Annotated in this window: 24 protein-coding genes; 18 read left to right on the top strand and 6 right to left on the bottom strand. The window is 37.5% G+C overall.

What is annotated here, in order from left to right; genetic code table 11:
• The first annotated feature begins 224 nt into the window (after positions 1-224).
• The 7 genes from pruA (at position 225) to CFK40_RS19210 (ending at position 8,068) form a co-directional block, all read left to right on the top strand.
• The gene (pruA, locus tag CFK40_RS19235) at positions 225-1,772 is read left to right on the top strand and encodes an L-glutamate gamma-semialdehyde dehydrogenase (RefSeq protein WP_089533988.1); all 1,548 of its coding nucleotides are present in this window, start codon (positions 225-227) and stop codon (positions 1,770-1,772) included.
• A 256-nt stretch (positions 1,773-2,028) separates the two neighbouring features.
• Complete coding sequence (locus CFK40_RS19230; RefSeq protein WP_089533987.1) at positions 2,029-3,294, top strand: helix-turn-helix domain-containing protein; 1,266 nt, start codon at positions 2,029-2,031, stop codon at positions 3,292-3,294.
• Between the two features lie 13 nt (positions 3,295-3,307).
• Complete coding sequence (locus CFK40_RS21570; protein WP_264371380.1) at positions 3,308-3,442, top strand: hypothetical protein; 135 nt, start codon at positions 3,308-3,310, stop codon at positions 3,440-3,442.
• A gap of 181 nt (positions 3,443-3,623) precedes the next feature.
• A complete protein-coding gene (gatC, locus tag CFK40_RS19225; protein WP_089533986.1) occupies positions 3,624-3,914 on the top strand; it encodes an Asp-tRNA(Asn)/Glu-tRNA(Gln) amidotransferase subunit GatC in 291 nt (96 codons plus the stop codon).
• Positions 3,915-3,926: 12 nt separating this feature from the next.
• The gene (gene gatA / locus CFK40_RS19220; RefSeq protein ID WP_089533985.1) at positions 3,927-5,396 is read left to right on the top strand and encodes an Asp-tRNA(Asn)/Glu-tRNA(Gln) amidotransferase subunit GatA; all 1,470 of its coding nucleotides are present in this window, start codon (positions 3,927-3,929) and stop codon (positions 5,394-5,396) included.
• Entirely contained in the window at positions 5,396-6,826 is a 1,431-nt protein-coding gene (gatB, locus tag CFK40_RS19215; RefSeq protein ID WP_089533984.1) for an Asp-tRNA(Asn)/Glu-tRNA(Gln) amidotransferase subunit GatB, read from the top strand. Before gatA ends, gatB begins: the two co-directional genes overlap by 1 nt.
• A gap of 333 nt (positions 6,827-7,159) precedes the next feature.
• Positions 7,160-8,068, top strand: a complete 909-nt coding sequence (locus CFK40_RS19210; protein WP_089533983.1) for a diacylglycerol kinase — start codon at positions 7,160-7,162, stop codon at positions 8,066-8,068.
• 189 nt (positions 8,069-8,257) lie between these two features.
• Here the strand turns inward: CFK40_RS19210 and CFK40_RS19205 are convergent, their stop codons facing one another.
• Positions 8,258-8,653: a GNAT family N-acetyltransferase gene (locus tag CFK40_RS19205; protein ID WP_089534456.1), complete on the bottom strand. Its 396-nt coding sequence runs from the start codon at positions 8,651-8,653 to the stop codon at positions 8,258-8,260.
• Between the two features lie 265 nt (positions 8,654-8,918).
• Here CFK40_RS19205 and rlmD point away from each other — a divergent pair, with 265 nt between their 5' ends.
• The 3 genes from rlmD to CFK40_RS19190 all read left to right on the top strand — a co-directional run bounded on the left by rlmD (position 8,919) and on the right by CFK40_RS19190 (position 13,413).
• Complete coding sequence (rlmD, locus tag CFK40_RS19200; protein ID WP_089533982.1) at positions 8,919-10,298, top strand: 23S rRNA (uracil(1939)-C(5))-methyltransferase RlmD; 1,380 nt, start codon at positions 8,919-8,921, stop codon at positions 10,296-10,298.
• Between the two features lie 327 nt (positions 10,299-10,625).
• A complete protein-coding gene (locus CFK40_RS19195) occupies positions 10,626-11,897 on the top strand; it encodes an IS110 family RNA-guided transposase (RefSeq protein ID WP_089532304.1) in 1,272 nt (423 codons plus the stop codon).
• A 559-nt stretch (positions 11,898-12,456) separates the two neighbouring features.
• A complete protein-coding gene (locus tag CFK40_RS19190) occupies positions 12,457-13,413 on the top strand; it encodes a tRNA dihydrouridine synthase (RefSeq protein ID WP_193433380.1) in 957 nt (318 codons plus the stop codon).
• Positions 13,414-13,523: 110 nt separating this feature from the next.
• Here CFK40_RS19190 and CFK40_RS19185 read toward each other — a convergent pair whose 3' ends face one another.
• Entirely contained in the window at positions 13,524-14,930 is a 1,407-nt protein-coding gene (locus CFK40_RS19185) for an aspartate ammonia-lyase (protein ID WP_089533980.1), read from the bottom strand.
• Between the two features lie 416 nt (positions 14,931-15,346).
• On the opposite strand from CFK40_RS19185, the gene CFK40_RS19180 reads away from it, so the two are divergent.
• From CFK40_RS19180 to CFK40_RS19155, 6 genes are all read left to right on the top strand, one after another.
• Positions 15,347-16,540 (top strand): DUF4317 domain-containing protein, encoded by a 1,194-nt coding sequence (locus CFK40_RS19180; RefSeq protein ID WP_089533979.1) that lies wholly within the window; start codon positions 15,347-15,349, stop codon positions 16,538-16,540.
• 28 nt (positions 16,541-16,568) lie between these two features.
• Entirely contained in the window at positions 16,569-17,099 is a 531-nt protein-coding gene (locus CFK40_RS19175) for a YehS family protein (protein ID WP_089534455.1), read from the top strand.
• 441 nt (positions 17,100-17,540) lie between these two features.
• Positions 17,541-18,008: a divergent PAP2 family protein gene (locus CFK40_RS19170; RefSeq protein WP_089533978.1), complete on the top strand. Its 468-nt coding sequence runs from the start codon at positions 17,541-17,543 to the stop codon at positions 18,006-18,008.
• A gap of 172 nt (positions 18,009-18,180) precedes the next feature.
• Positions 18,181-18,759 carry a Uma2 family endonuclease gene (locus CFK40_RS19165; RefSeq protein WP_089533977.1) on the top strand — a complete coding sequence of 193 codons (579 nt, stop codon included), beginning with the start codon at positions 18,181-18,183 and terminating at the stop codon, positions 18,757-18,759.
• An 82-nt stretch (positions 18,760-18,841) separates the two neighbouring features.
• Positions 18,842-19,693 carry a DegV family protein gene (locus tag CFK40_RS19160; RefSeq protein WP_089533976.1) on the top strand — a complete coding sequence of 284 codons (852 nt, stop codon included), beginning with the start codon at positions 18,842-18,844 and terminating at the stop codon, positions 19,691-19,693.
• 84 nt (positions 19,694-19,777) lie between these two features.
• Positions 19,778-20,038 carry a hypothetical protein gene (locus CFK40_RS19155; protein WP_089533975.1) on the top strand — a complete coding sequence of 87 codons (261 nt, stop codon included), beginning with the start codon at positions 19,778-19,780 and terminating at the stop codon, positions 20,036-20,038.
• 52 nt (positions 20,039-20,090) lie between these two features.
• Here the strand turns inward: CFK40_RS19155 and CFK40_RS19150 are convergent, their stop codons facing one another.
• Positions 20,091-20,582, bottom strand: a complete 492-nt coding sequence (locus CFK40_RS19150) for a hypothetical protein (RefSeq protein ID WP_089533974.1) — start codon at positions 20,580-20,582, stop codon at positions 20,091-20,093.
• A gap of 99 nt (positions 20,583-20,681) precedes the next feature.
• Between CFK40_RS19150 and CFK40_RS19145 the strand changes: the two genes are divergently transcribed.
• Entirely contained in the window at positions 20,682-21,272 is a 591-nt protein-coding gene (locus CFK40_RS19145; protein WP_089533973.1) for a vWA domain-containing protein, read from the top strand.
• An 11-nt stretch (positions 21,273-21,283) separates the two neighbouring features.
• On the opposite strand, the gene CFK40_RS19140 is transcribed toward CFK40_RS19145, so the two are convergent.
• From CFK40_RS19140 to CFK40_RS19130, 3 genes are all read right to left on the bottom strand, one after another.
• Positions 21,284-22,270 carry a TIGR00341 family protein gene (locus CFK40_RS19140; RefSeq protein WP_089533972.1) on the bottom strand — a complete coding sequence of 329 codons (987 nt, stop codon included), beginning with the start codon at positions 22,268-22,270 and terminating at the stop codon, positions 21,284-21,286.
• Positions 22,271-22,467: 197 nt separating this feature from the next.
• On the bottom strand, positions 22,468-23,952 hold the full coding sequence (locus CFK40_RS19135; RefSeq protein ID WP_089533971.1) for a glycine betaine uptake BCCT transporter: 1,485 nt from the start codon (positions 23,950-23,952) through the stop codon (positions 22,468-22,470).
• A gap of 184 nt (positions 23,953-24,136) precedes the next feature.
• Positions 24,137-24,409 carry an alpha/beta-type small acid-soluble spore protein gene (locus tag CFK40_RS19130; protein ID WP_089533970.1) on the bottom strand — a complete coding sequence of 91 codons (273 nt, stop codon included), beginning with the start codon at positions 24,407-24,409 and terminating at the stop codon, positions 24,137-24,139.
• Positions 24,410-24,641: 232 nt separating this feature from the next.
• Here CFK40_RS19130 and cyoE point away from each other — a divergent pair, with 232 nt between their 5' ends.
• Positions 24,642-25,577 carry a heme o synthase gene (gene cyoE / locus CFK40_RS19125; RefSeq protein ID WP_089533969.1) on the top strand — a complete coding sequence of 312 codons (936 nt, stop codon included), beginning with the start codon at positions 24,642-24,644 and terminating at the stop codon, positions 25,575-25,577.

Genomic DNA, 25,577 nt, shown 5'->3' with positions numbered 1-25,577 from the left:
TGTCGACTTTGCAACAGGACGCCTGAGTTCTTTGTCGACCTTTTGAACACACATTAGAAAAAATCGGTATTCCTTATTTAAATGATAAATAAATGATAAAAAGGTTAGATTCATTGAACTGTTAAATTAAATCGGTTAAACTGATGGATGGAGATGCTCCATCTTGTAGTTAATGTAAACGTAATCAATGGAGTAATCGATTAATTTTTAAGGAGGTTTTTTTCATGGTAGTACCGTACAAACACGAACCTTTTACAGATTTTACAGTAGGAGAAAATCAGAAATTAATGCTAGAAGCGATCAAAAAGGTTGAAACTGATCTTGGTGGAGAATATCCACTTATTATAGGTGGGGAACGTATTACAACCGACGATAAAATCGTTTCTGTTAACCCTTCTAAAAAAGATGAAGTTATCGGACTTGTTTCAAAAGCTAACAAAGAAATAGCTGAACAAGCAATGAAAGTTGCTGATAGCAAATTTGAGTCTTGGAGAAAATCAGACCCTAAAGTGCGTGCTGACATCTTATTCCGTGCAGCGGCGATTATCCGCCGTCGTAAATTTGAATTTACCGCACATCTTGTAAAAGAAGGCGGAAAACCATGGAAAGAAGCGGATGCTGATACTGCAGAAGCAATTGATTTCCTTGAATATTATGGACGTCAGATGCTTGAGTTTAAGGACGGGGCAAAAATAAATAGTCGTCCTATCGAATATAACCAATATAATTATATTCCATTAGGGGTGGGTGTTGTTATCTCCCCATGGAACTTCTTATTCGCTATAATGGCAGGAACAACAAGTGCAGCAATGGTTTCTGGTAACACTGTATTACTGAAGCCGGCAAGCTCAACACCTGTTATTGCTTATAAATTTATGGAAGTACTTGAAGAAGCTGGCCTTCCAGATGGCGTAATCAACTTTATTCCAGGACCCGGTAGTGAAGTTGGGGATTATTTAGTTGATCACCCACGTACTCGTTTTGTTAGTTTTACAGGTTCAAGAGATGTTGGAACACGCATTTTCGAACGCGCAGCAAAAGTTCAAAAAGGTCAAAACTGGCTAAAACGAACTATTATTGAAATGGGTGGTAAAGACACCATCATAGTTGATAATGAAGCAGACCTAGAGCTTGCAGCACAATCTATCGTTCAATCTGCATTCGGATTCTCAGGTCAAAAATGTTCTGCATGTTCACGCGCAGTCATCCATGAAGATGTGTATGATCAAGTAGCGGATCGGGTAGCAGAACTAACGAAAGAATTGAGCGCTGGAGATCCATCTGATAACTCTCACTTCATGGGACCAGTTATTGATCAAGGTGCATACGATAAAATTATGAGTTACATTGAAATTGGTAAAGACGAAGGAGAACTTCTTGTTGGCGGTACTGGGGATGACAGCGAGGGTTGGTTTATAAACCCGACTGTATTTAAAGACCTAGATCCAGTAGCACGCATCATGCAGGAAGAAATCTTTGGACCTGTTGTCGCATTAGCAAAAGGAAAAGATTTTGATGAATTAATCAAAATTGCTAACAACACCGATTATGGTTTAACAGGTGCAGTTATTACAAATAATCGTGACCATCAGGAAAAAGCACGCCAAGACTTCCATGTAGGTAACCTATACTTTAACCGTGGATGTACAGCAGCAATTGTTGGCTATCAACCATTCGGTGGATTCAAAATGTCAGGAACAGATTCAAAAGCAGGTGGACCAGATTATTTAATCCATCATATGCAAGGTAAAACTACTTCAGAAATGTTCTAAAAATGTAAAACGATAGCTAGATAGTTTAGTCTAATTCAATAGACCTAGGACAAAATAGAGCCCCTTTTTGCAAAAATAATTGCAAAAAGGGGCTTTTTGTCGTAGATTTAGGAAAGTAGGAAAGTTTTTATGGGGTTAAGTGGTGTTTATACCCCTCAACTTTCCCAATATGAATTATCTGAAATTGTGTTATTATATAAATATACCAATTTTACAAGGTAATTCATCCGAGTATATCAAGAAGGTGGGTATATAGATGGAGACTGGACCCTTTATTAAATTACAACGCATAAAACAAGGGATGACGCAAGAGGACTTAGCAGAGGGTATTGTTTCCATGTCATACTTGTCCAAAATTGAAAATCAGAAAACATCCGCAAGCCAAGAAGTTATAAGTCTTTTATGTACTAGACTTGGAGTACAACGGGATGACGATAAAGAAGTTACGATTAAGGAAAAATGTCAGGAATGGTATGATCTGTTGTTTGAAACGAATGACAAAGAGGTTATAACTGAAAAGTATGAGGAATTAGAAAGGTTGCTTAGTAATATTCATTCTGATAATTTGATTTTGTTTGAGATTCATAGAATACGCTATTATTTAGTGTTAGCTGATTTTGAAAAAGCCTTAGAACAAGTGAATAAGTTAAATGAGATTTCGAATACCTTCGATACATTACATCAATTCTATTGGTACAAGTTTAAAGGGAATTATATCTCATTTCAGGGCGAGTTTAGTCAAGCTATGCGAATGTATAAACTTGCAGAGGAAAAGCTGAATCAGATTAGTTTGGATGAAGCATATGTAGCTGATCTACAATATACTATAGGCATTACACATAGTAAGCTTAGAAATACACTAGAGGCCATAGAGTATGCGAATAAAGCGCTTGATATTTTTCAAATTAAATATAACTTTTATAGGTGCGCACAGTGCCACATTTTGTTAGGAATATCCCATCGTAGAATAAGTGTTTATGATAAGGCAATAAAAAACTTTAACTTGGCATTACACCTTGCAAAGTTAAGTAAAAATAATCAACTGATGCAATTAACAAATCAAAACTTAGGTTCTTTGTATTCTTCTAAGGGTGAGTCAAAAGAAGCTATTAAGTATTTTAGGGCAATTGTGGATGATGAAGAAGTACATCTAATTGAAAGACTTGCTGCGATCACTTCGTTACTAGCGGAACAATATAATATATATAATTATGATGATGCAAAAAAGATGGTTGATTATGGATTTAAACTACTAGAAAAATTCAAGAGAATTGAAGAATATAAATTATTTTATTATATAATTAACACCTATCAGTACGCGCTCGAAAGTGATCACGAAAAATTTGAAAATATTTTAATACAGGAATTTATTCCATATTTAAAGAAACATAAAGATCATGTAAATCTTGCCATATACGCCAAAATGCTCGGCAATCATTATGAGAAGTTATACATATATAAAGAAGCAACTAAGTATTTTAAACTTGCTAATTATGCATATGATCAACTCACTATTCTGTAAAGGAGGGGATAACATGAAAAAGCTTATTGCTAGTGCTGCTTTAGGAACTCTATTAGTAGCTGGATTCTTCTTCACTTTTGATACTACAACTGACCAGACTATGGATAGAGAGCCAAGTATACTTTCAATCGGTAACACAAGCTTCTAACCAAGTTTGAGTTACTAAGTAATTTTTTTACCCTATTACTATATGATGAACTTGCCTGAATTAGTGTGGAAGCTATTCAGGCCTTTTTTTGTTGGCTAAAAAATCACTGATTATTTGCCTATAGTCAATGAACTCTGCTATTATCTATAGTATTGTAAGAGTTTTAATGGAGGTGTTTTAATTGTCAGATATTACAAATGATGATGTTAAGCATGTTGCGCATTTGGCAAGACTTGCGATTACAGATGAGGAAGCAGAAAAATTCACGAAACAGTTAAGCAAGATTATTCATTACGCAGACCTGTTAAATGAACTGGATACAGATGATATAGAGCCAACAACTCATGTACTAGAGACTAAAAATGTCTTACGTAAAGATGAACCAAAGCAATGGATTACACAGGATGAAGCACTAAAAAATGCCCCCGATAAAAAAGATGGACATTTTCGTGTGCCTTCTGTCATGGAGTAGGGAGGGAAACATATGTCGTTATTTGATCACACAATAAAGGAACTTGAGCGAAAACTACATAACAAGGAAATTACTGTCACCGATCTTGTAAATGAATCATACGAGCAGATTGAAAAGGTGGACGGTGAGGTTCAAGCTTTCTTGACGTTAGATAAAGAAAGGGCCCTTGAAAAGGCGAAGCAACTTGATTCAGAAAGTCCAGATACAGCTGAACTATTATTTGGTATGCCTGTTGGTGTAAAGGATAATATTGTTACTAAAAATCTTCGTACTACATGTGCAAGTCAATTTTTGGATAACTTTAATGATCCTTTATATGACGCAACTGTTGTACAGAAGTTAAACGCTGCAAAAGCAGTCAATATTGGAAAATTAAACATGGATGAATTTGCGATGGGGTCATCAAACGAGAATTCAAGCTACGCTGCAACGCGTAATCCATGGAATACGGACTATGTTCCAGGGGGATCTAGTGGTGGATCAGCTGCTGCAGTAGCGGCAGGAGAAGTACTTTTTTCACTAGGATCTGATACTGGTGGGTCGATTCGCCAACCTGCTGCATTTTGCGGGGTTGTTGGTTTAAAGCCTACGTATGGTCGTGTGTCTAGATTCGGGTTGGTTGCATTTGCATCATCACTTGATCAAATTGGACCATTAACACGGACTGTAGAAGATAGTGCTCGTATAATGGAAGTTATTTCTGGACGAGATGCAATGGATTCAACTAGTGCAGATATTGAGGTTCCAACGTTTACAGATGCGCTTTCAGGGGATGTAAAGGGACTTAAAATTGCGGTTCCAAAAGAATATTTAGCTGAAGGTGTTTCAAAAGAAGTGAAAGACACCATTTTAGAAGCTCTAAAGGTATATGAATCACTTGGTGCAGAGTGGGAAGAGGTTTCCCTGCCACATACGAAATATGCGGTCGCGGCTTATTATTTACTTGCATCATCTGAAGCATCTGCTAACCTTGCTCGCTTTGATGGCGTTCGTTATGGTGTCCGTTCTGAAAATGCAACAACTATGTTGGATATGTTCAAGATGTCCCGTAGTGAAGGCTTTGGTGATGAAGTGAAACGCCGGATTATGCTAGGAACCTATGCATTATCATCAGGCTACTATGACGCTTATTATAAAAAAGCACAAAAAGTTCGTAAGCTAATAAACAATGATTTTGCTAGTGTATTTGAAAATTACGATGTGGTTATCGGACCAACGACACCAACGCCAGCATTTAAAGTTGGCGAAAAAACAGATGATCCATTGACCATGTATACAAATGATATTTTAACAATTCCGGTTAACTTAGCAGGTATTCCAGGTATTTCGATTCCGTGTGGTTTTTCTGAAAATGGACTACCAATTGGTTTGCAAGTTATTGGAAAACATTTTGATGAGGAAACAATTTTCCGTGCAGCACATGCATTTGAACAAGCAACTGATTACCATAAAAAACGACCTCAACTTGGAGGTGCCAACTAATGAATTTTGAAACGATCATTGGACTTGAAGTACATGTTGAATTAAAAACACAATCGAAAATCTTTAGCCCAAGCCCTAACCAGTTTGGTGCAGAACCAAATACAAATGTGAATCCAATCGATTTGGGATATCCGGGCACATTACCTGTTTTAAATGAAGAAGCGGTAAACTTTGCTATGAAAGCTGCTATGGCACTGAATTGCGAAATCGCGACAGATACAAAGTTTGATCGGAAGAACTATTTCTACCCAGACAACCCTAAAGCATATCAAATTTCCCAATTTGATAAACCAATTGGTGAAAATGGGTGGCTAGAAATCGAAGTAAATGGCGAAAAGAAACGGATTGGCATTACCCGTTTACACATGGAAGAAGACGCTGGGAAATTGACACATGGCGATAATGGGTATTCTTTAGTTGACTTTAACCGTCAAGGTACTCCTCTAATCGAGATTGTTTCTGAACCTGATATGCGTTCTCCAGAGGAAGCATATGCTTATTTGGAAAAACTGAAAAACATCATTCAATACACCGGTGTTTCTGATGTGAAAATGGAAGAAGGATCACTTCGTTGTGATGCTAATATTTCATTAAGACCAATTGGCCAGGAAGAGTTTGGGGCAAAAGCCGAGCTGAAAAACCTGAATTCCTTTACCTTTGTGCAAAAAGGTCTTGAATTTGAAGAAAAACGACAAGAAAAGGAATTACTATCGGGCGGAGAAATTTTACAAGAAACTCGCCGATATGATGAAAAAACAAAAGAAACCATCCTTATGCGTATTAAAGAGGGATCAGACGATTATCGTTATTTCCCAGAACCAGACTTGGTTCATATGCATATCAGTGACGAATGGAAGGAACGTATTCGCAAACAGATCCCAGAGCTTCCTGACGCGAGAAAGGAACGATTTGTTAAGGAGCTTGGTTTACCAGAATACGATGCTGCAGTCATCACGGATTCTAAAGAAATGGCAGATTTCCTAGAAGAAACGATTGCGCAAGGTGCTGATATCAAACAAGCTTCAAACTGGTTAATGGGTGCTGTCTTTGAACATATGAATAAGCATCAAAAGGAATTACATGATTTAGCATTGACACCAGAAGGACTTGGCAAAATGATACAATTAATCGAGGATGGAACGATATCATCTAAGATTGCGAAAAAGGTATTTGCGGATCTCGTTGAAAAGGGTGGAGATCCAGAACAAATCGTTAAAGATAAAGGACTTGTTCAAATCTCTGATGAAGGCCAATTACGCGAGATTATTACTAAGGTACTAGATGAAAATGAACAATCGATTATCGATTTTAAGAACGGTAAAGACAACGCAATAAAATTCCTAGTCGGACAAGTTATGAAACAAACCAAAGGACAAGCAAACCCACCAATGGTTAATAAAATCCTGTTGGAAGAAATGAATAAACGGTAAAATATAGAAGGGAGGCTACACTGGTACTAACGGTGTAGCCTTGTTTTTATGTTTGTTGATCGAAAAACACGGAAAGTTGATCGAAAGCCAAGCAAAATTGATCGAGCCCAGTCTGAAGTTGATCCACAGGCAAACAAAGTCAATCCGGCCCGCCTGAAGTAATCGACAGCCACGGAAAGTTGATCCAAACCCAACTAATACCACTCCACAATCCAAAAAAAATTCAACATTAGTCTTTTCAAATTGATTTAAAAGGACTATGATAGTGTTTGTATGTGTAATGTAAATTTATATTAATAAACTTGTATGTGTAATTGTAAAGGAGGGGACGTCATGAAACGGGCCCGAATTATATATAATCCAACATCCGGCAGGGAAGCAATTAAAAGAGAATTACCAACCGTCCTAGAACGGTTTGAAATAGCAGGATATGAAACGTCAGCCCACGCGACAACATGTGAAGGGGACGCTATAGAGGCCGCAAAAATTGCAGTTGAACGACGTTATGATCTAGTCGTTGCGGCTGGGGGAGACGGAACAATAAACGAGGTAATTAATGGTCTAGCGGAACAGGAATATCGTCCAAAGCTCGGTATTATACCAGTTGGTACAACCAATGATTTTGCTCGCGCGTTGTGTATTCCACGCGATATAAAAAAGGCGGTAGACGTTATCTTGGAAGGTGAATCGATGTTTCTCGATATTGGACGAGTCAACGATCGTTACTTCATGAATATTGCTGGTGGAGGGAAATTAACTGAACTTACGTATGAAGTTCCAAGTAGATTAAAGACCATGCTTGGCCAGCTAGCATATTATATGAAGGGAATCGAAATGCTACCATCGCTTAAACCGACTCGGGTAAAAATTGAGTATGATGAGCAAGTTCTTGATGAGGATATCATGCTGTTTTTAGTTTCCAACACAAACTCTGTTGGTGGCTTTGAAAAACTTGCACCAGACGCAAAGTTTGACGATGGCTATTTTGATTTAATTATCCTGAAAAAAATTAATTTAGCTGAATTCATTCGGATCGCAAGTCTCGCGCTACGAGGAGCACATTTGGATGATAAGAACGTAATCTATACCCAAGCGAAAAAGATTAAAGTAACACCAGAAGATAAAATGCAGCTAAATATTGACGGAGAATTCGGTGGTTTATTGCCTGGAGAATTTACCAACCTAACAAGACATATTGAATTCCTAGTAACCGATAAATTTATTGAAAAACAAGATTGCTAATACTAGCAGTCTTTTTTCATGGGGAAGATAACTGTGGTAAAATAAGATTTAAATAGCCCTGAATGATGTAGAAAAACTAAAAAATAGACCAATTCACAAATCACGGTTATTTTTTATACCAAATTAGCAAAGTAATTCAGCAAAAAAATGCTTGGACATATCAAGCGTTTTTAATTATATTTATTTGTTTTAACTTCCAGATTGCATTTTGTAGTTTCTTGAAAGCATACCATTTGAATTTAGCATTCCAAATTTTTCATAATAAGGAACTAAGTCGTCATCACAACATAAATCGATCATATATATGTCATCAAGTTCTTTTAGCATCCGATTTACTAATTCCTTACCAATACCCTTATTTTTATATTCCGGTAGAACCTCAAGGAATGGAATGTAGGCGGATAGGACCCCATCACTTACTGCTGTAATAAATCTAACTATTTGATTAGTTTTATCATCAATCGCATTAACCAATTTACTGCTTTTCTTTAACAGCTTTAAGTGAGTTGGCGGATTTGGCCAACCTACAAAAAAGCCCTTTAACATATCAGAAGAAATACCATCAAGCGTGACTTTGTATATCATCATATATCAACCCCTAATTTATTTTAAATAATCTAAAGGTGATATATCAAAAGTAAAGTAACAAGAAAATGACCTCCAAGCAGTCTTCATAATATTAATATATATTCGACTTAAAATCCAAAACTCCTTTTATTTAGTTAGAAACATTGAAATAAAAGATAGAAAACTGAAACTCTCTAACTTAAGAGGGGAATCTTTTTTCATGGAAAAATACATCTGTGGTAAAATAGAAGACAACTATCTAAGGACGTAAAGGAAGGTATCCATGGCTAAACAAACAGCACCAGTAACTAAAAACGAAACGATCACCTTAACATTCGAGGATTTAACACATGAGGGAAGCGGCGTGGGTAAAATTAATGGTTATCCATTATTTGTACCAAACGCATTACCAGGGGAAGAAGCAACAGTTAAGGTAATAAAAGTAAATAAGAATTTTGGGTTCGGTAAAGTACTTGAGTTCCTAAAAACAAGTCCAGAGCGAATTGAACCTGTTTGTCATGTACATTGCAATGGATGCGGACTCCAGCATATGAGCTATCGTCTCCAGCTTGAGATGAAAATGAATCAAGTGAAAAATGCAATGAAAAAAATTGCTCATCTTGAACATGTACCAGTACATCCGATAATTGGCATGGACAACCCGTTGCACTATCGAAACAAAGTGCAAATCCCAGTTGGTGAGAAAAACGGCGAACTCATAACCGGATTTTATCAAAAGCGGAGCCACAATATTATTGAAAATACCGAAACATGTACGACGCATAATGAAGTCATAAATGAGGTTGTTAAAACGGTTAGGGATGTTGCTAATCGGCTTGGCATCCAGGCATATAATGAGCAAGCGCACAATGGTGTTTTGCGTCATATTATGGTTCGAACAGGCGAAGAAACGAAGGACATCATGGTCGTTATCGTAACAAGAACGGATAAGCTTCCACATAAGGACGAGTTGGTTAAGCAATTAAAGGAAAGCCATCCAAACATAAAATCCATTATGCATAATGTAAACCACAAACGTACAAACGTTATTTTAGGTGAAAAAACAAAGGTCCTCTTTGGCGAAGAATATATTCACGATAAAATCGGGGATATTACTTTTGCTATTTCAGCGAAATCATTTTACCAGGTCAACCCATCACAAACGAAGGTGCTTTACGAAAAAGCATTAGAGTACGCTGAAATCGGCAGTGACGATGTTGTTATTGATGCATATTGTGGCATCGGAACCATCTCACTATTCCTAGCCCAAAAAGCCAAGAAGGTTTATGGAGTGGAAGTCGTACCAGAAGCCATTAATGACGCAAAGAAAAACGCTAAACTGAACGGAATTACCAATGCAGAATTCATTGTTGGAGAAGCAGAAAAGGTAATGCCTTGGTGGACTGCACAAGGATTGAAGCCAGACGTAATTGTGGTCGATCCACCGCGAAAAGGCTGTGATGAAGAGCTGTTGCAGGCTATGATTGAAATGAAGCCGATGCGGATTGTATATGTTTCGTGTAATCCTTCTACGTTGGCACGAGATTTGCGGATTTTGGAAGATGGTGGATATAGGACGAAGGAAGTGCAGCCGGTTGATATGTTTCCGGGGACAGGGCATGTGGAGTGTGTATCGATGTTGGAGTATGAAGTGTCTAACTAAAAATACTCTGGTAGTTAAAATAAACATTTGCTAGCCCAACTTCGATTTCGTTAAAAAAATTTTGCGATTTCCAATCTAAATCCAATATTTTCTCGGGTTTTTTCAACAAGAACCCGGGATTTTCTTTGCGCTTTTTATTTGTTAATATTAAAGTGTATAATGATTAAAATTTACTATAGTTTGATTAGAGTGCTTGGAGATAAGCCAAGCAATCCTGTAGGGTGTTAAATTTAGGATTTGAACAAAAAAGAACTTCCTCATATGATTGAAATAAGCAATGGGTCAAAAGTCCTTAAAAAATCAACCAATAGGAGGAAGCTCTATATTATGAAGTTTAAACAAAAACAAATCCAAAATCAACGTATTGAACATATTTCACCTGATCATTTAATTGTTGGAATTGATATCGCTAAAGAAATTCACGTCGCTAGAGCTGTTAATTTTCGTGGAATTGAACTTGGAAAGTCTCTTAAATTTTCAAATGACATGGCTGGGTTTGAACGATTGATGTTTTGGGTTAAGTCGCTACAAAAAAAGAGCCAGAAAACGCAATTGATCATTGGTATGGAACCAACCGGCCACTATTGGCTACTCCTTGCGTATTGGCTGACGGAAAAAGGTATAGAAGTTGTTACGGTGAATCCGTATCTTGTAAAAAAGAACAAGGAAAATCGTGATAACTCACCAACCAAGCATGATGTAAAGGACGCTTTAGTAATTGCGGATATGATTAAAAATGGATATTATTCAGTACTACATTTACCTCAAGGGCCATATAAAGATTTACGTGAATTAATGTCTCTTCATGAGTTCGTCACCAAACAACACGTAAGTGTTCAAAATCAAATCCACCGTTGGTTGGATAAATGGTTTCCCGAGTATTCAAAGGTGTTCAAAGATTGGACTGGTAAAATGTCAATCTCAACGCTGAAACGATTCCCGTCCCCAAATGAAATCAGGGAAATGAGTGAGGAGGATATTTTAAAAGCATGGAAAAAGGATGTCAAACGGATTAGTAAAGCTCATGCGAAAGAACTCATCAAACAGGCGAAGTGTAGTATTGCAAGTGAAGATGGGATGGATAAGGCTACTTGGATGCTGAAATTATTGCTAGAACAATATGAACAGTTAACAAAACAGATTGAGGAAATAAAGGAAAAAGCAATAGGCTTAATAGCGGATTTATCGATTTATGAACCATTAATAGATATAAAGGGACTAAGTCCTTTACTAGTCACAAGCCTTGTAGCTGAAATAGGGCACATCCCCAATTTTCAGCATGGAAATCAAATTTTACGCCTGGCGGGACTCCATTTAGGAGAGAACAGTTCTGGTAAGCATAAAGGCGAAATTACTATCACAAAACGAGGTAGGTCAGGTTTGAGGAAGCAGCTATTTCTGGCCGTACTGAGTTTAGTTAGGAACAATAAAGAGTTTCGGGAATTACACCGAAGAAACGTTAAGGAAAAAGGGATGAAAAAAATTAATTCGATTATGAAGTTATGTGGAAAATTGGCACGCATGATGGTGGGCATGATGAAACATAAAACCTTTTATAGCCCACGACTGGTATTCCCGCAGGTCGAAAGAGCTGCATAAAGAAAAAATCGTGATATTTATATTGCATAACCAGAAAGACTTGACATGAAGCCTCTTGGGCAAGGTTTTCCCATGAAGGAAGAACTAGAATCTAGAATAGAAAAAGCGAATTACCTATTAACTTGATAAGAATTATTATCGAATATTTAATTATTCGTAGGATTTCATAAACAAGCACAAAGAGGACTGATGTTAGAAAACAATAGGGCACAGACCCGATAGCCAAGCAAAAGTCAGGCTCCACTCTTGGACAGGTGTAACGAAGGATTGAAAGGGCAAATGACCCGTTGAGACATGGGAGGGTGAATCACCAAGGGCATTTGGAGCAAGTGCTTCATATGGAAAATGATGGAATATGGTCTATTCCAACAGCACTCCCCCCTTTTTTTGCCTAAAACGGGTTGCCGATTTGGTTCTGTTAAGATTTTACTAGTTCAAGATGGTTAGAAATCCTGCGAATAATAGAGTATTTGAAAGAAAACTCAATCATACAGAGGGAGTTTTCTAAGGGACAAGAATTTTAATTGGTGTCCCATAATGAGAGGATTTGAATTTGAATATGAAAGATAATTTTTGGCGTGATTTACCACGGCCGTTTTTTATACTAGCACCAATGGAAGATGTAACGGATGTTGTTTTTCGCCATGTGGTAAGCTTGGCAGCTGGACCTGATGTATTTTTTACAGAGTTTACAAACACAGTAAGTTATTGTCATCCAGAGGGGAAACAAAGTGTGCGTGGACGCTTGACTTTTACAGAAGATGAACAACCAATTGTGGCCCATATATGGGGGGATAAGCCCGAGCACTTTAGGGAAATGAGTATTGGTATGGCAGAACTAGGGTTCAAAGGTGTGGATATCAATATGGGCTGTCCTGTACATAATGTGGCATCGAAGGGGAAGGGATGCGGTCTTATCCGTCGGCCAGAAGTTGCAGCAGATATCATACAAGCAGCAAAAGCAGGGGGATTACCGGTAAGTGTGAAGACAAGGCTTGGTTACACTGACATAGACGAATGGCGCGACTGGCTGACACACATATTGAAACAAGACATTGTTAATCTTTCCATTCATCTGCGTACAAAAAAGGAAATGAGCAAGGTAGATGCTCATTGGGAACTGATCCCAGTGATTAAGAAACTTCGTGACGAGGTTGCACCAGATACACTTTTGACGATCAATGGGGATATTCCTGATCGTCAAACTGGCTTGGATCTCGTTCGTCAATACGGTGTTGATGGGGTTATGATTGGGCGTGGTATTTTTAAAAATCCATTCGCTTTTGAAAAGCAGGCGAAAGAGCATAGCAGTCAGGAATTTCTGGATCTTTTAAGGTTGCAGCTTGATCTTCATGACCACTATTCAAATGAATTTGAACAACGACCATTCAAACCTCTTCATCGTTTTTTTAAGATATATGTCCGTGATTTTCCAGGGGCGAGTGGATTAAGAAATCAGTTGATGAACGCAAAGTCAACGGATGAAGTGCGTGCGCTTCTCGATAACTTTGGATAAAGGAATGTTTATGAGACGGAGAAACAGTAGAAGCGTCTCAATTCAGGGTAAACAACTACTCATTTAAGCGGGACACAAGAACCGTCTCTTAGTGTCCCGCACCCAACAAATCAAAGGAATTGACTACCAGCGATACCCGGGGTGGTCATTTCAGCAGGATCCAAAATTGTCTTTAATTCTTTCTCTGTCAACAACTCATGTGCTTTACAAATTTCTATGATGGTAAGTCCAGTTTCTCTGGCTTGTTTGACGACTTTAGCTGCCGTTTCATATCCTAAGTGAGGATTTAAAGCGGTAATAATACCATAACTATCTTCTACGTATTCACGGCATCTTTGTACATTGGCTTCTATTCCGCTAATAGCATAGCGTGTAAATACATCCAAGCCATTTTTCATGATTTCTAACGACTGCAGCAAGTTGAAGATTATGACTGGTTCCATCACATTTAACTCAAATTGTCCCGCTTCAGAAGCCATACTTATGGACAGATCATTGCCTACGACTTGGAATGCAACCTGATTGACTACCTCAACCATTACAGGGTTCACTTTACCAGGCATAATAGAAGAACCTGGCTGCCTAGTTGGAAGGCTGATTTCCTGTAGGCCAGTCATTGGGCCAGAAGCCATCAATCTAATATCATTGCATATTTTCGATAAATTGAGTGTGGACACTTTTAACGCCCCTGATAAAGTCGTATATGCATCCGTATTCTGCGTCCCGTCGACAAGGCTTTTGGCCATATCCAATTTCATTCCGAGTTGTGCGGAAAGCTGTACGGTAACCTTTTCAATATATTCAGGTTTGGCGTTGAGCCCTGTTCCTACCGCAGTGGCACCTAAATTAATGGTTAGCATTTCTTTTGCTGCCTCTGTGATTCTTTTAATGTCTCTGCCAACCATCTCGGAATAAGCTCCGAATTCTTGTCCTAATCGAATGGGCACTGCATCCTGAAGGTGGGTCCTACCCATTTTCAGTACATTTTGGAATTCATTTTCTTTATTCGTTAATTCTTTTTTTAATGTGGTCATGGTTTGTGTTAATTCTTCTGCCATTCGAAAAGATGCAATTTTTAAAGCTGTCGGAATCGTGTCATTAGTAGACTGGGACATGTTCACATGGGTATTGGGAGAAATGTAATTGTAATCACCTTTCTCTCTTCCCAACAATTCCAAAGCTCGATTGGCCAAGACTTCATTCATATTCATATTAATGGAAGTTCCAGCTCCACCTTGAATAGAATCCACGACGAAGCTCTGTAAATGTTCCCCTTGGATGACTTCATCCGCAGCTTTCACAATAGCCTTGCCAATTGGTTCAGCCAACATATCAGTTTGCATGTTGGCTAAAGCTGCCGCCTTTTTTACCTCTGCAAGGCCGAGGACCAACTCTTTATGCACAGGTATCCCAGTAATCGGAAAATTTTCCTGGGCACGCACTGTTTGTACTCCGTAATAAGCGTCTGCAGGGACTTCTTTCGCTCCTAAGCTGTCATTTTCTATTCTAGTTTGCATGTGATGATACTCCTTTTTACGTAATAGTAGATATTCATAGTAGGTTGCAAGATATTTTATCTCCAGAAAGTAAAAATAGTGAAATGATACATATGTAATGTTCGATATCAGACGTTGAAAGACTAACGCAAAAGCATTTTAAAGTCAACAGACAGCAAGAAACCCTACATGAAAAGATTCATGCAGGTTCTTCAGGCTTAGACAAACAATGGCATTGTATCTGTTCTAGTCTTGTGTCAATCTTCATTATAACATTGATTATTTTTTTTGGTCCCTTTCTCTAAGTCCTAACATATCTAAAGTTTCAGCCCCTATCAGTCTTAAGTTACTAGGCACCCACCAACCACACACCCAACTATGATAAAATATGATTATACGAAAATACACACCGACAACAACTTAGGAGTGGAACAAAATTGGACAAAAAAGATATAGCAAATATACGTAAACAATTCAAAATAAATAACGATCTATTAACAATAAATGAAATTTTTAATGTGTACATCATGAAGGAATCGAGTGAGATTTATCATCACCAGAGTATGCCATTTGAAATGCTGGAAGAGGAACAGAAAGAGTTATTTATGGATAACTTTAAAAAAGTATTATCTGGCCAGCTCGATGAGAAGTTATTTGAATTAAAATTCCAACGTGATGTGGAGAATAACAGTCAGCTCATTCTTCACCAAGGTTTATTAAGTAACGATACAGAAGAATGGAAAGGGCAAATGCTTCACCTCGTAGCAAAAATGCTGAAAGATAAGCAATACGAGATGGATATTGTCGTAACCTTTATACGGGGAGAATATATGAAATCGATGAAACGACAGAGCGAAGAGTCGGAGGAAAGTGATCGTGATACAGTTTATTCCCATCCCTTTATTTTATGTAGTATGAATAAAACGCTAGACCCGAAAAAAGAATTACTGTTTGACTATGTTGAGAAAGAGTTTAAGTATAATATTGTCGTAGACCCAATTATCAACTTGAAAGCTCCAATATCAGGTTTTCTATTCCCTTCCATCACGGATAATGCTGCGGATGTCAACCACGTACTTTATTCGGCAGGGAAAAAGAATGAACTGAATTATCATTTTATAGAAGAAGTATTAAATGCGGAAGAAATAATGACTGCGGCAGAGGATAAAATAGTTTTTGAGGAAATTGTGAAAAACGTAGCTGGTGATCAAAAAATTAATACGTCCACACTTTCCAATGTATACGAGGAGATTCATCGTGTCGTGGAAGAGAACGAAGAGGAAGATGTACCGAAGCTAGACTATAAAGATGTAGAAAAGGTTTTAAGAAGCAGTGGAATAGAAGATGTTAATCCGGAAAAGGTAGAGTCCGCTTTTAAAACGGTGATTGACGATGAAAGTTATGAGTTTAAAGCAAATAACATAGTACCGAAATATACGTCAAAATCTATCAAAATAGAGACGAAAATAGCGAATATCTCCATTAGTCCACAAGACTTAAGATTTGTACGTCAAGTCCATTTCGACGGAAAAAGTTATTTAATGATGGAAGTAGAAGAAAATACGGTGATCGAAGGCTTTGAAATGATTCCGGAAGCTTTATTTAAGAAAGTGGAAGGGGATAATGAATGATTAGTGAGATATGTATGTTAGAGGGGGATTGCAAATGGATAATAACGATATATTAATCAGATTAAGGTATGCGCTAGATATTAAAAATATAGACATGGTAAAGATATTTGAGCTTGGTGGGATTAAAGTAACAAAAGACGAAGTGCTGAAGATACTCACAAAATCAAATGACAGTTACGATGAGGAAGCTGATTACGACAGTGATTTAGAAAATGAAGAGCATATAAAATGCACAAATACTATGCTGGAGTCATTTTTAAATGGTTTTATTACTTTTAGAAGAGGACATCAAGAGCCAAAACCAGGGCAATCTACTGAACCTGCAAAGATTAACGCGAGTGTAAATAACATTAATAATATCATGCTTAAGAAATTGAAAATAGCGCTAGCATTAAAAAGTGAAGATGTGCTGGAAATATTTGAAGAAGCGGGAGTCACAGTTACAAAAGGAGAATTAAGTGCCTTATTAAGAAAAGAAGGACATAAGAATTACCAGGAGTGCGGTGATAAGTACGCTAGAAATTTCCTGAAGGGACTAGCTGTAAAATATAGAGGTTAATGAAGAACATTTCGCCAGCGGTTTTGGGTAGTTTTGATTTTCATAAGGTTAATGAAGGATATTTCAACAGTGGTTTTAGATGGTTTTAATCTTCATTGATTAAATGAAGGACGTTTTGACTGCTTTTTGAGTTTATTTAATCTTCATCGACTTTTAAAAATTAGACTTCATTTTAGCGTACTAATTTAAATGTTAAAATCGATGTTATTGATCGTTAATCATTATAATAAGCAAAAATAGCATACCATAATCACTGGTATGCTATTTTTGCTTGTTAATCTAGTTTTTTTCATCAAAACGTTTTGCTGTAAGTTACAATCTTTTTCAAAGTTGTGGCATACTAGTACTTATTCATTACCGAACTAGTCGAATGGCGAATAAAACTTTCCATTTCGGGTATTGAAATAAGAGAAGAAGTTTTCAAATTGGAGGATGAATGCAATGCAAAAGATGAATAGAGGAGTATTGACAGCACTAGCGGCGATTGGACTTGCGCAGGGTCTGAAGATATTCACACATAAGCGAACGACAGGAGAGTGGGATCTAAAACAAGTAGCCACAACTGGTGGTATGCCTAGCTCACATTCAGCAGGTGTTTCAGCATTATCAACTTACATAGCTGCACATAAAGGATCGCGCCATACAGAAACCGCATTGGCAACAATATTTGGCGTGATTGTCATGTATGATGCGCAAGGAATACGACGCCATACGGGTGAAATTGCTAAGCTGGTCAACGATTTGGAAAATAATTTCGTAATGCTATCTAAAGATTTCCCGAGCTTGGAATTTGTAGAAAGGGAAAAGAATTTGAAGGAGCTATTGGGACACCAACCGTTAGAAGTTCTCGGTGGGGCTATTTTTGGTTCTGTCTTAGGATTTATTTCTGCAAAATATGAGAATAAATAGAGAAGGTTGAGTTGGAGGAACGAAAATGGCAAATAAAGAAGGTTTCATCGAAGGAACCGGTGGAAAAGTATATATAATTTTTTAATAGCTGGGGAATGTTTAATACAAAGTACTACTTATGGACTAAAATGATATAATATTGGTATATAACTTTATTGCTGGGGTGATTCAAATGTCATTACCAAAAGAAGGTCGAATTTATACGTATGCAGATTATTTATCTTGGTCTGAGGATGTAAGGGTAGAGATTATTGGTGGAACACCCTATTTGCAGGCTGCTCCATCAAGAGTGCATCAAGAGATTTTATCGGAGTTACATCGTCAAATTGCAAATTTTTTGGTTGGAAAAGAATGCAAGGTATATCCGGCCCCTTTTCATGTTGTGTTGAATTTTGAACAAGAAATAGAGAATGAAGAAGAAAGACAGAACGTATTTGAACCAGATATTACGATTGTTTGTGATAAAACAAAGCTTGATGATCGTGGGTGTAAAGGGAGCCCAGATATGGTAATTGAAATTATTTCACCCTCAACAGCCAGAAAAGATAAGATTGAAAAGTTTAATAAGTATGAACAGGCCGGTGTTAAGGAATTTTGGATTATCGAACCACAGGAGAAAATAGTGAGTGTCTTTACACTTCAAAAAAATCAAAGCTATGGTAGACCTGATTTATTCTCAGATGAAGACCACATAAAAGTATCTATTTTTGAAGGCTTAATTATTGACTTGAAAATGGTATTCGCAGATTAATTCACAAGTTACGGAAAAAATATGATTGACCATATACATGAGCAAGCCACCACATTCGAATGGATTTGAAAGGGGATATATAATGAGACGCATTATTTTATCGACAGAGAGTGGAGCGGATTTACCAGAAGATTTAGCTGACAAGCATGATGTTCAGGTGGTTCCGATGCACGTAATCATGGATGGCCAGGATTATTTAGATGGTTCGTTACCTGTAAAGGATATTTACGACTATTATGAGCATACAAAAAAGATACCCTCTACAACGTCTACAAATTCCCATGAGTATCACAGCCTTTTTATGAGAATAAAAGCAGACTTTCCTGACTGTATCATTATTCATATTGGTTATACATCAAAGGCATCTTCCTCCTTTCACAATGCGACAATTGCAGCGGAAGACTTTGAAGATCTTTTTCTAATTGATGCTTTGAATGTCACAGGTGGGTTAACCGCTATTGTGATGTATGCTGTTACCTTATTAGAGAAAGAACCAACGATCGAACCCGCTAGTTTAATAGAGAAAATAGAATCAATAATTCCTAAATCCAGATTGGCTTTCGTTCCCGGTAGCTTAGAGTTTTTAAAAGCGGGTGGACGTGTAAGTAATGTGGCATATCTAGGAGGGATTCTGTTAAAAATAAAGCCACGCATTGAATTAATTGAAGGGAAGCTTGTTTCAACTAAGAAATATCGTGGAAAAATGAGTATAGTCACAGAAAAACTTATGCGAGATTATTTAAATCAATTCGATATTGATAGAGAACAACTTTACTTTCAATACTCAATTGGACTTGATGAAAGCATCATGCAGCGGATGGATGAAATCGCCAAGGAAAATGGTTTTAAAAATGTAAAATGGATGCAAGCTGGCGCTATGATTTCTACTCATGCTGGACCTGGTGGCTTTGGGATTGCTGGGTTAGAGGTTTAGGTGCAAATTTATCACCTTTTATTACCAGAGTCATAGGTGATATAATAAAAGCATGATATCGAGATGAAACGGAGGTATTTTAAAATGAAATGGAATGAGGTTCGGCAACAATTTCCAAACCGCTGTGACTTGGTAGAGTCTCTAAATGCAAAAACCAGAGATAATGAGAGAATTATTGATGCAATGTCTGTTATTGATGATTTTGATAATTGGAATTCCGCTTGGAAAGCTTATAAAGAAATACATGATAATGATCAATCACGTGAATTATATATTTTTCATACTAAAAATGAAGACACTAAAGTTATTGAACAACCGTATATAGGGGTTAGACGAAAAATATGAAGATCCAAATGATTAATCACTTACCAATAGTTTCTATTTCATCTTGCCCTAACTACCCAATCAACGGCTTCAAACTAAAATAATCCAACGCTTGATTAACGTCATGGATATTATAAACTTTTTTCTCTAAACAAAACTGAACAACCAAATCTGAAGTGTTACTGTCGGAAAATGAGAAACCAGCTGAGCTCAAGAGCTTGTCGGTTTCTTTTTTAGATAGCTTAAGTGCTAAAGCAAGTGCGATAATAGCATTTTTTCCTGGTCGGTAGTCTGGATTGGATCGAATTTTTGAAAAATGTTTACGGTCAATTCCCGCTTTATTATATATTTCCGGATCACTGGCACCGGTTTTATCAATAAAGCTGAACAATACTTGTTGAAATGATGGTTTACGATTCTTTTTTATAAAATTTCCTAGCTCATTTTCGCTGACTTCCTTTAGGATCTCGCTTTCAGTAAAAATCGGCTTGCTGTAAGTGATAAATTGATTCAGGTGACGTTCTACATACTGCTGCAATTTCATAAAAAAATCATTATTAAGCATATCGCACACCTCCCAAAAATGTCGCTTTGCTGGCGACCAAATGATGGATAAACTTAGCTATTATTATACCATGATGTAAAACATAGGGGGATGATTTGTATGAATAAGAATCTGACGGAAATAATTTTCTTGCTTGATCGCAGTGGGTCTATGTCTGGCCTTGAGAGTGATACCATTGGTGGATTTAATTCTTTAGTAAGGAACCAATGTGAACTGGAAGGAGAAACAATCCTCACAGCAGCACTCTTTGATGATCAGTATGAAATATTATGGAATGGTGTTGATGCAAACCAAGTTAAATTGACGGGTGAAGAATACTTTGTAAGGGGAAGCACGGCATTACTGGATGCAGTGGGGAAAACGATTTTGGATGTTGGGCATAGATTTTCAATGACTTGTGAGGACAGAAGACCAGGTAAGGTATTGTTTGTCATCACTACAGATGGAATGGAAAACTCCAGCCGTGAATTTTTTCATAAAAAAATAAAAGAAATGATCAACCATCAGGAAGAGAAGTATGGTTGGGAATTTATTTTCATTGGTGCAAATATTGACGCTGCAAAAGAAGCGGGTAACGTGGGAATCAGTAAAGAAAACGCTTATAGCTTCGAAGCGTCAAGTGTAGGAGTGGAGGCTATGTATTCCATGGTTAATGAGGAAATAGCAGTTAGACGGCAAAAAGGAGTATAACCTGTAAATAGCTAAAATCTAAGAAGAACAACTGTAATGATTAATGCAAGAAAAATTGTGCCAGTGAAAAGTAATGAATTAACACGTGAAGTACCAGCTTCCTGAATATCTTTCCAATTGACTGGTTTGATGCCACTGACCCAGAATACTAATATAGCTGATAAAAGGATTGAATTAATATTAATTAGAAGTAATAACAATGGTTGAATGGCATCCTCCCATTGAGCAGCACCAACCATCATTCCCAAAACAATAGCCGGGGGTAATACCGCTAAAGAAATCATTACCCCCACTAATTGTCCATGTGATCGCTTTACAAAAGAAATAGCACCCGCAGCACCAGCGGAAACTGCGACAACAATATCTAAGAGTTGAACTTTAGTTTGAGCTAGAAACTCATTACTATTAATAGGTAAAGGAAATAAATAACCAAATAATGCAGCAATTGTAATTGGGATTAAAAGACCGTACATAGCCGTGGTAATCGATTGACGAATCAGCTTTTTTTCACCAAGAACGGAAGAAAACGAAACTCCCATTATTGGCCTAATTGATGGATCGATGATATTCGCTCCCAGGACCAGTGCGGGGCTGTTTTGAATAACGCCAACAGTGGCAACTAGCGCAGCAAACAGGGTGTACCACGAAAAACTACCGTTAATTTTACTTGAAGTTTCAACTACAGAGTATAATTCGAGTCTGCTCGCTCTTTCAAATTGATCTTTATTATCATTAGGAGTGTTTTTTTCATGATATTTACTAGGGATGTATGCTTTAACGGAATAAAGCATGGCATCGAATTGACTGCTTTCATCTGAAGCTGCCTTTTCCAGATAATTTAAGATTTTCTCTGCACCTTGTTTTTCGACGAGAATCCGGATGTGTACTTCGTTGTTTTCATGTGATATCCAATATGAGGTAAATGAGAAATTTTGTAATAAGTCATTTTGATAGTTAAAATTTTCAGGCGCGTATACCTCAATCAACTGAAGTTCCATAGATTAGTCCCCCAATATGTTTAACAATTATGAGCTGGCCAGTGTAAAAGAATAGTGGGTTGCCGAGCCTCAAGAAAAGATTATTAGTATTCATACTTCTGAATAACCCAAGATTCGAGTAGACCAAATTTAGCTGCATCAAACAAAGGCTGCATGACTAATAATGCACATGCAGCTCTTGTATTAAAATCACACAATTATACTTTTTTTTCACCCTTTTCTTTCCTTAATGCTTTGAAAAAAGAGAAAACCATCAACAGCATGATGAATGAGAACGGAAGTGCCGCTGAAATTAATGCATTTTGCAGAGCCTGTAGTCCACCAGTATATAAAAGTACCGCAGCTATGGCCGATTGAGCAAATCCCCATACGAATTTAACTGTTGTTGGGGGAGATAAAGAACCATTTGTCGTTTGCATTCCCAGCACAAAAGTGGCTGAATCCGCTGAAGTAATAAAGAATGTTCCAATTAGCATGATCGCAAGTATCGATAAGATCATACTAAACGGAAAAGAGTCAAACATACCGAAAAGCGCTTGTTCATCTGGAAGTCCAGCAATATCTACACCGTTATTCTGTGCATCAATCCCTGACATTCCGAATGCCGAAAACCACAAGAAGCTGACTACAGATGGAACGATAAGGACACCGGATAAGAATTCTCGAATGGTTCGCCCTTTTGATATACGGGCAATAAAGATTCCAACAAATGGTGCCCATGCGATCCACCAAGCCCAGAAGAAAACGGTCCAGTCTCTAACCCACTGCTGCTCTTTCTCATTGTTAGGCGATATACGGAAACTCTCAGCGGGAAGTCTTTGTATATATGCCCCTAGTGTATCTATAAATGAATTTAAAATGTACAGGGTCGGTCCTAGAATTAATGTAGCAAGGAATAAGATTGTAGCGAGTGCCATATTAGCATTACTTAAATATTTGATTCCTTTACCAAGACCAGAATAGGCAGAAATCATAAACAAAACCGTTACGATTAGAATAATAACTAGTTGAACCCAAAACTCGGTACCGATTCCGAACAGGTATGTGAGACCACCATTTATCTGTGTTGCACCAAATCCAAGAGTAGTTGCTACACCAACAATGGTCGCAAAAACGGCAATTATATCGATAAACTTCCCCCATGAACCTTTCATTTTATGTCCAAAAATAGGTTCAAGAGTAGCGCTGATTAATCCAGGACTTCCGTGACGAAATGTAAAGTAAGCCAAAATTAAAGCAATTATTGCATATATCGACCATGCATGAATCCCATAGTGGAAGAATGTAATCCGCAACGAATCCTCAAGCGCTTCCCTTGTACCAGGGTCAGCAGTGGGTGGAGTATTAATATAGTGGGAGACAGGAGAAGCTACACCGTAAAACACAAGCCCAATCCCCATGCCAGCACTAAAAAGCATGGCAAACCATGAAGGATAACTGAATTCAGGTCTGTCTCTTTGCCTACCGAGCCTGATTTTTCCATATGGGCTGAAGATTAAGTATAAACAAAAGATGACAAACAGAGAAACGATTAGTAGATAATACCAGCTAAAGTGGACGGATATATAACTCATAATAGTACCTGATATATTTTCAAATCCTTTTGGAGCAATTGCCCCCCAAAAGGACAAGATCAATGTAATAGCCAATGTAATCCAAAAAACTGAAGTAACCTTTTTCATTTCGTTCTCCTTCCTAAATTCTCTTTAATGTTAAGAGAACTTTTTCCCTAGGTTCTACCAATATTATATATAGTATTTCTGAAACTAAAGGTTTTATTCTAAGTAGGGAATGGATGCCACATAAGCAGTCTGCACATGGTGAAAGCGTTCCGCCGGTTATTCAAATTCAAACCAGCGGATACAACTATTTTTGTTTCATTTGTTCTTGAGCCATTTTGACCATTTCTTTTACCATATTGCCACCAATTGGCCCTCCGATTTTACCTGCTTGTTCTGAAGTGAGTTGACCATTGTTCCCTTTTTGTAATGGAATACCTTGTTCATTTGCAATTTCGTACTTTACGGCATTAGGATCGGTCATGTTTACATCGTATCCTTTTGCTTTCATCACCTGTCCTTTTAATTGATCTAAATTTTCCCGAGCCTCCGGAACTAAAATTTTATTTCTTCTAGCCACATGTATCGCCTCCTTATCCAGTATGGTTTCCCAAAATTGAACGGTTCATCAATGGTGAATTTAGGAATTAACCAAGGTAGAACTCCCTAAAGTCCAACTAGTTTTAAAAGAAGAACTTGGTTAAGGTTTCCTGTTACATCTTAAATGTATTCGGTGTGAAATCCTGAACAGAAATGGTATCATTGATATAAAGTCTTAAAATTGCTAGTTAGCTATAGAAAGAGGAAATGAAATGAATATAGAGGAAACGCCTACTTCACAGAAGATTGAAAAGTCAACTGCATCAAATGACAAAAGTGTTCCTACTTTAGCTTCTGATTTAAAAGCACTTTTCAAATTAGTTGTATTGATAGCTAATGCACTGCCTGTCCTTACTGGATTTTGGCTAGCGCTGTATTTCACCGATGCATTTTTTGCAGATTATTGGGGTATATTTTTGTTAACCATTATTGGAAGCACGATGGTTATGGCTGGAGCACTTATCCTAAATAATTGGTATGATGCTGATATTGATGCAGTAATGGCACGGACAAAAAATCGTCCAACTGTAACGGGAACTATCCCGCTTAACCTAGTTCTAAAGTTGGGAATCGTATTGAGTATACTTGGTTTCATTCTTTTATTTTTTACAACGATTGAAGCTACCCTATACGCATTTGTGGGATGGTTCACGTATGTTGTCTTGTATACCATGTGGTCAAAACGACGTTACACACTTAATACAGTAATTGGAAGTCTTTCTGGTGCTGTCACACCTTTAATAGGATGGGCGGCAATAGAACCGGCTTATCATATAGTCCCAATTGTACTGTTCCTGCTTTTGTTTATTTGGCAAATGCCGCATACCTTTGCTATCGCAATGAAAAAATATGAAGAATATAAAGCTGCTGAGGTTGCGATGCTTCCAGTTGTATATGGATTTGAAATGACCAAGCGGCAAATTGTTGTATATATCGCTTGCCTACTGCCACTGCCATTTTTCTTAGCGCAGTTAGGTACAACATTTATAGTAATTGCTACAGTACTTAACATTTGTTGGTTAGCAGCGGGGATCGGTGGCTTTTTTACAAAAAAGGATTTAAAATGGGCCCAAGTAATGTTTCTCTGTTCAGTGAATTATGTAACGATACTTTTTCTAATGATGATTATTGTTACATTGCCCGTTTAG

Origin of the sequence: Virgibacillus necropolis (assembly GCF_002224365.1) — a bacterium.
Classification (GTDB): Bacteria; Bacillota; Bacilli; order Bacillales; family Amphibacillaceae; genus Virgibacillus_F; species Virgibacillus_F necropolis.
Note: the sequence above shows the minus strand (reverse complement) of the source record. Positions and strands in the feature narration are given on the sequence as shown.